Source organism: Saprospiraceae bacterium (assembly GCA_026129545.1).
Taxonomy (GTDB): domain Bacteria; phylum Bacteroidota; class Bacteroidia; order Chitinophagales; family Saprospiraceae; genus M3007.
In genome coordinates this window covers 2,416,299-2,428,361 of sequence record JAHCHX010000001.1, presented here as the reverse complement: position 1 = coordinate 2,428,361, position 12,063 = coordinate 2,416,299, and the positions used below count along the sequence as shown (strand labels likewise).

Here is a 12,063-nt window from a genome sequence, read left to right as displayed (position 1 = left end):
TTAACCCTGTTTCACCTTTTCTCTCAACAACGCCCTAAATCGCTCCATCTCGCTCGCCGTTCGGAATGCCGACTTGGGGATGGGGTTGAAAATTATTTTGTTTTGATAGAGCAGGAACCATTCGGGCAGTTCGCTCGTTCGCTCGAACGCGCTCCAGGCATGGGTCGCCTGTGAGGTTGCCGTCTCTATCCTGACTTCTGTCTCATCCACTATGTAGCGAATTGGCTCGTGCAGATTCTTGGCGGCTTTGAATGCCCGCTGCAACATGAATCGAAACAGAAAATACCAGACGGCCAAAAACACCGCGCCCACAATGAGCCAAGCGGCGCCACTTGCGGGATTGATAGCGATGTTCAGCAGGAGAATGGCTCCGATGATGATGCCCCAAAGTGATAGGCGCTTCGCCATGACGCGCTGCATCAAACGGATGTAGGATTTCATTTCCAACGTAAATTCAAGCTTGATTGGCTCCATTATTCGCTGATTTTAGAGAAACGAACTAAAAACTTAGGTAGAGGGCTGATTTCAGATTCATTGAAAAAATATGCCGCCCAAAAGTAGGTCTCACGGGTCTCTACTCAAGTTTTTTACGAAACAACTATTCAAGCTCAAGGCACAAAGCTACTTTCTTCATCATGAAAAACAATTACGACGACTTTTTTGCCGCCAACCGGCACGGCTGGAACCTTCGGACCGAAGTGCACAAGACCTCCGAATTCTACGACGTGGAAAAATGGAAGCAAGGCGGCAGCAGCCTTACGCCTATCGAGCTGCGCGAGGTGGGCGATGTGGCGGGCAAATCGCTCTTGCACCTTCAATGTCATTTTGGGCAGGACACGCTTTCTTGGGCGCGACTGGGGGCACAGGTGACGGGTTGCGACCTTTCGGACAAGGCCACTGAGTACGCCCGCCAGTTGTCGGCGGAGTTGGGCATACCCGCCCAGTTTGTCTGCTGCAATCTTTTTGACCTGCCCGCACACTTGGATGGCCAATTCGACATTGTTTTCACTTCTTATGGCACGATTGGGTGGCTACCCGAACTAGCAAGTTGGGCCAAGGTGATAAATCATTTTCTGAAACCCGGCGGCCTTTTCTACATTGCCGAGTTTCACCCGGTGGTATGGATGTTCGATGAGCAGATGGCTTTTTTCAAATACCCTTATCACAACATGGGGGTCATCGAAACCGAACAGTCGGGCACTTACGCGGACCGCTCTGCAAGCATAGCGTACAAGGAGTTTGGCTGGAATCACAGCCTTTCGGAGGTCGTGAACAGTTTGACGGGCGAAGGCTTGCGCATCGAGTTTTTGAACGAGTACCCCTATTCCCCTTTCGATTGTTTCGATAAAACGGTGAAAGGCGACGACGGCAACTACCGCATTCGAGGGTTGGAAGGAATCATCCCGATGGTGTTTTCGATTGGGGCGCGGAAACAGTGAAGTGGGCGGCTCACATTTCTCCCGTTTCTCTCAGAACGCGCTGCATTTCGCTGAATTGGTCGTCGAGCAAGCGGCGAATTTCGGCGCGTTCCCACTTGTATTCGAAGCCCAGAAAGCGATTTTCGTAGTGGTTTTCGGCGAGCGGGAAGAGGCCGAGGAAGTGGGCGTTCCATCGGATGCGACCTTTGCCGGTGAGCTCGCGGAGGGGCAATTCGAGATATTCCTGTTTGGGGAAATAGAGGTAAATGCCTTTGATGTTGCGGATGATGTCAATAGCGATTTCGCGTTCCAATCGGCGGTTTTCGTGGCGAAACTCGCTGATTTCCCGATAATAACGTTCTTGTTGGTTGGCGTGGCGGTGGTCGGCGATGCGTTCGCGCGCCGTCAAGAGACGGAAGTGTTCGGGGTGGGTTTCGTTCAATTCGCGCAACACGGCAGCGGGGTCGAAGCCGCCGAGCGTGGCAAATGCAGTCTCTTTGCCTTCTTTTGAAATGTTGAGCCAGCAAAATTTTCGCTCTTCCGTCAGTTCGCGCCACACGAGGTCCAAAAACCGCGCTTCGGGATGCAAGCGATAGTTGCTCATCGCCTCGCGCAGGAGCCGGGCCGTCGCGGGGCGCTGGCGCTCGTCGCCTGGCTTGATGCGCTCATAATTCGGCAAGATGCTTTGGGCGTAGAGGTTGCTGGCAATCGTCTGGCGCAATTTCTCCTCCGTCCAGAATAAATCTTCCGGGCGGTGTTGTTCCAGCAACCAATCGTGAATCATTTTCAGCGCGGCTTGCGCATCATATCCAAGGGCGCGGCTGTGCGGATGAGCGGCCAACTTGTCGGGGTCGTGATGCAGCCACAACATCAGGCCATCGCCCACGAGCTCGCGCACGCAGTTTTCCAAAAAAATCCGCCCTCGCTCGGGGTATGCTCGATAGGCTATCACCCATCGGCGGAGGCAGTTCACCAATCTCCGGCGTGCGTCCTCGTCGCTCAAGCGCCGAAAATCCGTCCATTCAAGACCCTTTTTTACTGCTTCGTATTCAGCGTTGGTGTCGGCCACAAAGAGCAGGTACACCGCTTCCTTGATATTGGGTTGCACCTGAAGCCAGCCAGCGTTGCCAGCCATGTCGTGCACTATTTTTTCCACGATGGCCTGAGCGTCGAAGTCATAAAGAGCGCAGTCGGCGTGGTTGCGCACCGTGCCGTGCTCGTCCAGGTCGAACCAGCGGAGCGACGAGTCCGCCGTGCCTGCGACCTGAGCAGCCGGGAAAAGAAGCTCCGGCAACAGGTATTCGAGTGCCATGCGATAAAACGATTGCCCTCTGCCGTCTTTGTCCACATCGCCAAACATCTCGGCGCCCAGCAAACACGCATGGACAAACCGAACGACCGAAAGCCGCTGGTCGGTGTAGGGGCGACGGCGCTTCTCATCCTCGGCAATTTGCTGGGCCAGCACTTGGCGCTTGGCGAAAAGACTGAAATACAAATCTTCGCGCAGCAGGTCGCCTTGCTTCACGATTTTGGTCAAATCATCGGCCTCCATGCCCTGCAACATATCGAGCAGCTCTTGGATTTCGCCCAACAAGTCGTAGTTGCCCAATGGCGCGAACTGGAAAAAGCCGCCCACCACCTCCACGTTTTTGACCCAGTGGTACTTGCCGCCGCCACACGACTCCACCACCGCCGCTTCCAGCAGCTCCTCGGAGGGATACACCAGGCGACAGATTTTCAGCGTGTTGTCGAGAATGATGCGGAGTGTGTTTCGGTTGTCGGGCTTGTCCTCCGCGTGTTTGCCCGTGTGGAGTATCGAGTCGTTGGGGAATTGATAATAAATCCGAAGGGCCATATCTGAAAGGCTTTCGGAAGCGATGGCCAGATTGTGCAAACCCGTGGAAGAAGGGCACTTGCCGTCGCGCTGATACTTGCGGTATCGCTCCGCATAGAGCAGGACGAATTGCAACATTCGGTCGTTGCCCTTGGCGGCTTCCCGCAGGATTCGCTCTGGTGTTTCTTTCTGCATGAAAGTGATGAGCAGATATTCGTAGAGCTGGGCCGATTGGGGGTCAATGCGCGTGCGAACGTGGTCGCAAAGCGAGTATGCCTGTGCGTAATTTTTTACGGCCAAGGCATCCCTCGCCAAGAGCAGGCTGCGACGGAAATCGCTTTTTTGTTCAAAAGAAAGCAGGCCGATTTGCTCCAAAGCCTCTTGTTCGCGTGGGCCAACGGGCAGGTTGAGCGTATCGGGAATGGCGATTTCGTCGGCGGGCACAAAAAATGGCGGCACCGTGCTGATGGCTCGGCTGCCGGGCACGAAATGAAAATAGTCGCGAATGAAGACGTCTTTCCAGCCTTTCGCCAGGTCGGCCTCCGGCAACCCGCGGATGAGGTGTTGCAGTTCGAGCTCGATGGGCCTTGCTTTTTCCTTCAGCTCGTCAATGTTGATTTGGGACAAGCGGGTTTGCTCGCGCAGCTGCTTGAATTTTTCCTCGATGTCGAGCACCACGCGCTTGGTCTTGACGCTTTCGATAAGTCGCTTGAGCAATGCCAAGAGCGGGGCATGATTGATGCGGTCGGTCTGAGCGAGCAGGCGCTCGCGCACATCCTCGATGGCGAGGGGCAGTTCCACTTTGGCTACGGGCAAGTCGTTGGAGCGTGGGGTGGCAGCCAGCACCTCTTTGGCAGCCTCCACGGTACGGAGCAGCTGGCGGTCGCGGGCAAAGCCATGCTGCTCGATGGTCTCGCTGGCAGGAAGCGCCGCTTTGTAGGGGGCAAGCACCGCTGGCACCGCTGCCGCGCGCGCCTGCACTGTCAGTATTTGAAGGGTGGGGCGGCCGCGTTGCACCTCCACGGCTGTGGCGGCCTCCCAGCGCACATCCGGGGTGTCTTCATAGTTCATGGAAAGCACCGCGACGAACAAGTTGGTTTTTTCCAAAAAAGCCTTGGCCTTGGCGCGGAATTCCTCCGCAGGCACTTCTTCTTTGTTCCAAAAGACGAGCGTGAAATCCGTTGTGGCAAAAGCGAGATTGAGTTGCCGCACGAGGTCTTGTGCGGCAGCACTGTCCTTTTGGTCGTAGGAAACAAAAATATGGAGCGGTAGCGGATTGGGCATGGCGCGGGTTTGGGGGGCAAAAATCAAAATATCGCTGGCGGTTTTCCAATTTTTGACCGAGAATTGTCGCGCTGCCGCTCAATAACTCATGTGGCATGAACCTTTCTCCGCCAATTGTATTTCCCTGTTTCACAGATTTCAACACATTCAACCATGTGGCAAGAAGAAAAAAATCGGCTGCAACGCACCTTTAAGTTCAAGGATTTTGCCGAGGCTTTCGCGTTCATGACGGAGGTGGCTTTTGCCGCCGAAAAACACAATCATCACCCCAATTGGAGCAATGTGTGGAACACTGTCGAGATTCAGCTCACGACGCACGACGCGGGCAATATCGTGACGGACAAGGACCGACAGTTGGCGGCAGCGATTGATGTGATATTTCGGAAATATAGCTAATCTGGGACGGCACTCTATCTGCTCCCAATTGGGTTAGGCGAGTAAGACAACACTGGTTCCATGGCAAAAACTTCGGCGCCATTGGCAAATTCGTATTGATGGGTGACGAGCTCGTCGTATTCCATGAGTACGTTGGCTATGAATTTTGCCAAATTTACTGGCACAGCGTTGCCAATCTGTTGCTCCCTTTCCGATTTGTTTCCCCAGAATTTAAAATCTGGTGGGAATGTCTGAACGCGAGCGCGTTCTTCAAAAGTAAGTGGTCTTAATTTTTCACTTACGTGCACAGGGTCACCGGGATGGCCGGGATACCCCTGAGGTATCGGGCGATTGACCCCCCTAATAGTCGGACTCGGCTCATCTATGCTGAAAATACCTCTTCGGGCATAACTTCTAGGATGGCGATAATAATACTCTATGTCTAACTCGTTTCCCATGTATTCTCTCAAGGTAAGGGGCTTGGAGGCCAATTTTTTTCTGAGTATCCCTTCAAACATCAATGGGTTCAGGTTTTTTGCTCCGACCAAAAAAAATCGTTTCCTCGCTTGCGGTACGCCACAAAGACTTGCGTCAAGGACATTCCAGTACATGTTGTATCCCGCTTCTTTAAAAATTTGCTTGGCCTCTACCAGTTTGTTGGATTTGACGATTCTTTCTACATTTTCCATCACGAAGTATTTAGGCGCACACAATGCCACAATCTCAGCAAACGTGACCGACAAGTCCCCTCTGCCTAAATTCTCGTCTCTCTTGCCGGCACTTGAAAAATCTTGACAAGGAGGCCCGCCGATAATCAGGTCGGCCTCTATGCTTGCAATATGCTCTTGCACCATTTTATTGGAGAGGTCCGCGCAAACAATCGGGTGTTTGAAGTTCAGCTGGTATGTATTGATGGCTGCCTGCCACGAGTCAAAGGCAGCCACTATCTCAAAGCCTGAACTCTCAAATCCGAGAGACAAACCGCCACATCCAGCGAAAAGGTCAATGGTTCTCATATAAATCCGGGTCGTTTACGATGGAAGAGTCAAACCTCCTCTCAGGGCTAAGGTATTTAACTCCATTTCCCTGTATGATGTTTTTTATCTCAATCTTCGAAACGCGAGGTTGCAAAATAAAGTCGTTTTGAAGGTATTTGCTTGTCACATTTCCGTTAATGGCAAGTGCTTTGTCATTTTTCGGCCCATAAGACAGCCTATCCATAATTTCACCCGCATTGACCATGCCCGTTCGGTTGAAATCATAAAGCATTTTCACCACCCAAATCATTGTTCTTATCGGTCTGCTCACTTCCTGCGCTCTCGTCTCTTTTGGCCCGATACGTTCCAACAACAAATACAAGAATGATACGTCACTCCAAACGAATACATCAAGGCAGTGGTCTTCCAATATGGGGGACTTGCCCTTTGTTTTCCAAATTGGCTGCACTATCAATGGGGTCTGATATTTTTCCATTTCCGAACACACGCCTTTGGCTATGTCCAACATTTTAGGGAGGCTAAGCAGCACCTCGTGGCTATTGACCCAGTCTCGGATATTGTCTAAATGAGTATCCATGATGTTTCGCAATATGTGCCGCTTGTTCTTGAAAAAAAGGCAAATGCTTGAAGCGATGTATGCGATAGTAGGTGTTCGTATGACTAACTCCGCCCCATATCGTTGCTGCTCAAATCCAGAAGTCGTATTGTCAGGTATCGCCGTCAGCTTTATTTCAAGTGCCCTCACATACTTATTTGTTGATTGATTTTTTATGACCAAATCAATTGGATAACTTCTACCTGCCAATACGTCATTGAAGGGCATATATTCCTGCTCAAATCCGAAGAAAATATCTGGCGCATTCCAATTCATCCCGAACACGTCATTTGTGTCAATGTGTTCTTGGATTACAGCTCCGTTGGCATCGTATTTAAGATAAACACTGGGCAATGCATTATGCTGCATATAACACAGCAGGGCTGTGGGAAATGAAGAATTAAACTGATTTTTTCCCCAACTAACGGATTTTGAGAAATCCCTGTTAGAGTTGACGAGTCCAAAAAGCCCTGCCGACATACAAAACAATCAATATGAATTAACTTCAAATGACGCAAAGATAGTCATCTCCTTGAAGCAGTCATTTCTACATTTGCGGCAAACTGAAATGGCTTTTGCCAGCGCCCTGCCATGCAAATCAACTCAAAACTGCCCAACGTCGGCACCACCATTTTCACCGTGATGTCGGGTCTTGCCAACCAAGTTGGCGCCATCAACCTGTCGCAAGGTTTCCCTAATTTCGACCCTGCCGAGCGTCTGCAACGGTTGGTGGCCGAGCATATCGCCCGGGGAGCCAACCAGTATTCGCCCATGCCCGGCGTGCCTGCCTTGCGTGAGCGCATCGCCGAAAAAATCGAGCGGATGTATGGTGCAAAAGTCAACCCGGACACTGAAATCACCGTGACGGCTGGCGGCACCCAAGCGATTTTTTGCGCTATCGCCGCTTTTGTCCGACCGGGCGACGAGGTCATCCTGCTTGAGCCTTGCTATGACTCTTATCGGCCCTCGGTGGAGACGATGGGTGGCGTGGCCGTCGTCCATGCCCTTTCGGCACCTCACTATCGGGTGGATTGGGCGGCGGTGGGCAGGCTCATCACACCACGGACGAGGATGCTTTGCATCAACACGCCACAAAACCCTACCGGCACTATCCTGAACGAATCAGACATGCTGGCCATCAATGACCTGCTGCGCGACACGAATGTGCTGCTGATGAGCGATGAGGTGTACGAGCATTTGATTTTCGATGGCGAACAACACGCTTCCGTGCTGCGCTATCCCGAACTCTATGCCCGCTCGCTGGCCGTTTATTCTTTTGGAAAAACCTATCACAACACGGGCTGGAAAACGGGTTACTGCGTGGCACCGCCGGAATTGACCCGCGAGTTTCGCAAGGTGCATCAGTTCAACGTGTTCTCGGCCAACCACCCGATGCAAGCCGCGTTTGCCGACTTCATGGCCGACCCGACGGAGTATCTCGGCTTGCCGCAGTTTTACCAACAAAAACGCGACTGCTTTTTGCAGGCGATGGCTCACACGAGATTCCGTCCGCTCCCTTGCAAGGGCACTTATTTCCAGCTCTTCGATTATTCAGCTATTTCCGACGAGCCTGATTTGGGTTTTTGCAAACGGCTCACCACCGAGTTTGGCGTGGCGGCCATTCCGGTCTCTTCTTTTTATTCAGATAGAAAAGATGAAAGGGTGGTGCGGTTCTGCTTTGCCAAAACGGCGGACTTGCTGGAGCAAGCGGGCAAATTGTTGGAAAAAGTGTAGCGCAAGGGGCGGCGCTCACCTTGTCAGCACGACATAGTCGCGCAACAGCGTCTTCAAAAAATTGGGCCGGTCGAGCGGGCGCTGCTCGATGTCGAGCAAGGGCATGAGATGCGTCACTAAGTCCTCCATCGCTTCTGCGTGGGCGCTGTTGGGATATCTTTGAAGCCGCACCAGCAAGTTTTTGATAAAAATCATGTCGCGCTCGCTCAAGCGACGCACTTGCGGATATACGGGTTGATAATTATCGAGCGAGGATATGCTCAAGATGTCTTCCAGCCTGTAGTTGAATTGCGAGCCAAACAGTCTGATGACCGATGTGTTGGCTGCCATGTCGCCAAATCGCTGACTTTTCCCGGTCGTTTTGATGAGCAGCACCCCCACCACGCCAGCCGAGAAGAGTGTGTCCACCAACTGTAGCAAGGCTCGCAGCATCACGTCGCTCCACTCAGGGTCTTTGCCGTCGAGGCGCACGACTTTGATGTTGGTTGCCATCTTGCCGGGGGTTTGCCCGCTGTTCCAGATTTCAAAAAAAATGTTGTAGAGAAAATAAATCAACAACGGTAGCAGGAAAAGCGCGATGGCCTCGTCGTCAAGTCTTCCGAACACACGGCCCAACAGTTGAAACAGCAGTATGTATCCGAATATCACAATTAGCAAATCGAGGAGCCATGCGAGCATCCGCTCGCGCAGGGGCGCCAGCTCGTACTCGATGGTCACGTTCTGCGTGGTCGTGATTTCGATGGTTTTGTTCATGCGTTGTTGCGAAAAGGGTTAGCCGCTCACTTGATATTCGCGCAACACGTCGTTGAGCGAGACTTTTTTGTCGGTGCTTTCTTTGCGCTGCCCGATGATGAGGGCGCATGCGACTTGATATTCCCCAGCGGGAAATTGCTTGGCATAGGTGCCCGGAATCACCACCGAGCGGGCTGGCACCCGCCCTTTGAGCATGACAGGCTTTGAGCCAGTCACGTCAATGATGTGCGTGCTTTGCGTGAGCACCACATTGGCGCCCAACACAGCCTCCCGCTCCACATGAACGCCCTCCACCACAATGCAGCGAGAGCCGATGAAACAATCATCCTCGATGATGGTCGGTGTGGCCTGCGGCGGCTCCAGCACACCGCCAATGCCTACGCCGCCCGCTAGATGCACGTTGCGGCCTATCTGCGCGCACGAACCGACGGTCGCCCAGGTATCCACCATCGTGCCGCTACCCACCCAAGCCCCGATGTTGACGTATGAGGGCATGAGAATCGCGCCCTTTTCGATGAAAGAGCCATAACGCGCCAACGCTTGCGGCACCACGCGCACGCCTTTTTCCTCAAAACCTATTTTGAGCGGGATTTTATCATGAAACTCAAATGGCCCTACCTCTATCGTCTGCATTTCTTGGATGGGGAAATAAAGCAGGATGGCTTTTTTGAGCCATTCGTGGGTAAGCCAAATGCCATCGGCCTGCGGCTCCGCGACGCGCAGTTCGCCCGCGTCAAGTGCCGCTATCACTTCGCGGATGGCTTTTTTCACTTCCCAATTTTGAAGAAGCGAGCGGTCGTCCCAAGCAGATTCAATAATTTCTTGCATGCTGCTGATGTGCTAATAATCAATGAGATGTTGCCGAGGTTGGCTTGTGCTTTCGTCCTACGCCAGCATACCCACAAACTCGTCGAACAGGTAACGCGCATCGTGTGGGCCGGGGCTGGCTTCCGGGTGATACTGGACGCTGAATGCCGGGTGATTTTTCAGTCGAATCCCCTCCACCGTGTGGTCGTTCAGATTGATATGCGTGGCTTCCACGACGGAGGGCGCGTCATAGACGGCTTGTTCGAGCACGCCGAAGCCGTGATTTTGGCTGGTCACTTCGCATTTTCCCGATAGCAGGTTTTTCACCGGATGATTCAGCCCGCGATGCCCATGATGCAGTTTGTAGGTGGGCAAGCCAGCCGCCAAGGCGAGCAATTGCTGGCCCAAGCAGATGCCGAAGAGCGGCTTTCCGTCGGCAAGCATTTTTTTCACCGTTTCCACCGCGTAGGGCATGGAGGCCGGGTCGCCGGGGCCGTTGGAGAGAAAATAGCCGTGCGGGTTCCAAGTTTTTATTTCTTCAAAATCAGTTTTTGCCGGAAAAACTTTCAGGTAGCAGTCGCGCTGCTCGAAACATCGCAGTATGTTCTTCTTGACTCCGAAATCCATGACTGCCACGCGAAACCGAGCGTTTTCGTTGCCGATGAAGTAAGGCTCTCTCGTGGTCACATGGCTCGAAAGTTCAAGCCCAGCCATGGGGGGTGTGGCATCGAGTCGTTTTTTCAGTTCGGACACATCGTCCGTTTCGGAAGAGATGATGCAGTTCATCGCGCCGCGTTGGCGGATATGCTGCACGAGCGCCCTGGTGTCCACGTCGTGGATGGCCACCACGCCTTCCTGTTCAAAATAATCTTGGATGCTTTTGTCGGCCAACAGGCGGCTATATGGCACGTTGAAATTGCGACACACGAATCCCGCGATTTTCACGCTGTCGCTTTCAACCTCTTGCTTTTTAATGCCGTAGTTGCCGATGTGAACGTTGGTGGCGACCAGCACTTGCCCGGTGTAAGAGGGGTCGGTGAAAATTTCCTGATAACCGGTCATGCCAGTGTTGAAGCAGATTTCGCCGGTGGTGGTGCCGGTTTTTCCGGCTGCTTTGCCTGTGAAGACGGTGCCGTCTTCGAGAAGGAGAGTGGCTTTTGACATAGATGTGTCGGTGGGGAATTAGAGTTATTAGGGGTCATTAAAGTCATCGAAAAAGTTTTTGAAGAATAAAAACGACTCTTAATGACGCTCGACGACCGCAATTCCCGCTTTTGGGCTGCAAAGGTCGGGAAAGGCGGTGAATTTTTCCCTGTGTGTGGGTTCACGTTTTTGGCATGGGGTCTATAAAGAGACACAAGTCATACGAGACTTGTGGTGGTGGAGGCCTTTGGCGAAGGGAAAGCCCTTTTTCCAACTGGCTTCGTTAAATTTTTCGCCGAACATGCCCGATTTCGACTGCAAAACTTGCCTTGCCAATCGAAAAAATGACCATCCCCTTCACTCAAAGCCCTCCACCCCTGCAAGTCTACTTTTTAACCAAACCAATCTTTACTGTTATGAGACATTCATTGCTCTTTCTGATGGCCGGGCTTTTGTGGGTTTGTTGCAAAGTACAAACTCCGCAAGGCCCTATGGAGGTCATCCCGCCCAAAGCCCATCCCGGCGACATGGTTGTGTTGCGCAATCTCGACCCGGGTGTGACAGGCAAATCAACCGAAGTGATTTTCGAGAAAACGGGTGCCCCGATTGTCGGGGCGTTGGACTCCGTGGGCTTGAGGGTATTGGTGCCCAACATCAACCCCGGCAAAGTGACGGTGCGGATATTGGAATCCGGTCGTGAAGTAAATTCCGCTCAGATGGAAGTGCTGCCCACAATTGCCACCCAGTTGCTTTTGCAGATGGATGCGGAGGGCAAAATCAGCACCATCTCCAGAAAACCATATAGCGGCGGCTTTGAAGAAGGTTTCTCGAAGGCCAGCCGCCAACTTTCGTACGACCTCGTGAATCGGGAGGGCCAAGTGCTTTTCTCTGCCTCCATCACTTACCCGGCAACCGAGCGAAGGGAGGTGTTTGAAGACCCTCAGGGCGCCAAAATCCGCCAAGCAAGCGAAAAGCCCCAAAGCATTGTGTTCCCCCTCAAAATTCCAAATATAGAAGGCGCGACCGCGATTCGGCTTTATGATTCGGGGGCGGGCGACTTGACTCAGGCGAGTGAACGAGCCAAGCGCAAGCTCATTCAGGAAATCAACATTCGTTAACCCA

11 protein-coding genes are annotated in these 12,063 nt (G+C 52.6%); 4 read left to right on the top strand and 7 right to left on the bottom strand.

Annotation, left to right across the window (positions count from 1 at the left end):
- The gene (locus KIS77_09260; protein MCW5922521.1) at positions 1-474 is read right to left on the bottom strand and encodes a YcxB family protein; all 474 of its coding nucleotides are present in this window, start codon (positions 472-474) and stop codon (positions 1-3) included.
- Positions 475-635: 161 nt separating this feature from the next.
- On the opposite strand from KIS77_09260, the gene KIS77_09255 reads away from it, so the two are divergent.
- The gene (locus KIS77_09255) at positions 636-1,439 is read left to right on the top strand and encodes a class I SAM-dependent methyltransferase (protein ID MCW5922520.1); all 804 of its coding nucleotides are present in this window, start codon (positions 636-638) and stop codon (positions 1,437-1,439) included.
- A 10-nt stretch (positions 1,440-1,449) separates the two neighbouring features.
- Here the strand turns inward: KIS77_09255 and KIS77_09250 are convergent, their stop codons facing one another.
- On the bottom strand, positions 1,450-4,536 hold the full coding sequence (locus KIS77_09250; GenBank protein MCW5922519.1) for a TIR domain-containing protein: 3,087 nt from the start codon (positions 4,534-4,536) through the stop codon (positions 1,450-1,452).
- A gap of 153 nt (positions 4,537-4,689) precedes the next feature.
- Between KIS77_09250 and KIS77_09245 the strand changes: the two genes are divergently transcribed.
- Entirely contained in the window at positions 4,690-4,932 is a 243-nt protein-coding gene (locus tag KIS77_09245; GenBank protein ID MCW5922518.1) for a 4a-hydroxytetrahydrobiopterin dehydratase, read from the top strand.
- A gap of 14 nt (positions 4,933-4,946) precedes the next feature.
- On the opposite strand, the gene KIS77_09240 is transcribed toward KIS77_09245, so the two are convergent.
- Positions 4,947-5,927 carry a DNA cytosine methyltransferase gene (locus tag KIS77_09240; protein MCW5922517.1) on the bottom strand — a complete coding sequence of 327 codons (981 nt, stop codon included), beginning with the start codon at positions 5,925-5,927 and terminating at the stop codon, positions 4,947-4,949.
- Positions 5,914-6,984, bottom strand: a complete 1,071-nt coding sequence (locus KIS77_09235) for a HindVP family restriction endonuclease (GenBank protein ID MCW5922516.1) — start codon at positions 6,982-6,984, stop codon at positions 5,914-5,916. The genes KIS77_09240 and KIS77_09235 overlap by 14 nt, the downstream gene beginning before the upstream one ends.
- Before the next feature lie 111 nt (positions 6,985-7,095).
- Between KIS77_09235 and KIS77_09230 the strand changes: the two genes are divergently transcribed.
- On the top strand, positions 7,096-8,238 hold the full coding sequence (locus tag KIS77_09230) for an aminotransferase class I/II-fold pyridoxal phosphate-dependent enzyme (GenBank protein MCW5922515.1): 1,143 nt from the start codon (positions 7,096-7,098) through the stop codon (positions 8,236-8,238).
- 15 nt (positions 8,239-8,253) lie between these two features.
- On the opposite strand, the gene KIS77_09225 is transcribed toward KIS77_09230, so the two are convergent.
- Genes KIS77_09225 through carA form a run of 3 tightly spaced genes read right to left on the bottom strand, consistent with a single transcriptional unit; the run spans position 8,254 to position 10,962 of the window.
- The gene (locus KIS77_09225) at positions 8,254-8,991 is read right to left on the bottom strand and encodes an RDD family protein (GenBank protein ID MCW5922514.1); all 738 of its coding nucleotides are present in this window, start codon (positions 8,989-8,991) and stop codon (positions 8,254-8,256) included.
- 18 nt (positions 8,992-9,009) lie between these two features.
- Positions 9,010-9,828 (bottom strand): 2,3,4,5-tetrahydropyridine-2,6-dicarboxylate N-succinyltransferase, encoded by an 819-nt coding sequence (locus KIS77_09220; GenBank protein MCW5922513.1) that lies wholly within the window; start codon positions 9,826-9,828, stop codon positions 9,010-9,012.
- A gap of 48 nt (positions 9,829-9,876) precedes the next feature.
- Complete coding sequence (carA, locus tag KIS77_09215) at positions 9,877-10,962, bottom strand: glutamine-hydrolyzing carbamoyl-phosphate synthase small subunit (protein ID MCW5922512.1); 1,086 nt, start codon at positions 10,960-10,962, stop codon at positions 9,877-9,879.
- 395 nt (positions 10,963-11,357) lie between these two features.
- Here carA and KIS77_09210 point away from each other — a divergent pair, with 395 nt between their 5' ends.
- Positions 11,358-12,059 carry a hypothetical protein gene (locus KIS77_09210; GenBank protein MCW5922511.1) on the top strand — a complete coding sequence of 234 codons (702 nt, stop codon included), beginning with the start codon at positions 11,358-11,360 and terminating at the stop codon, positions 12,057-12,059.
- The last annotated feature ends 4 nt before the right edge of the window (positions 12,060-12,063 follow it).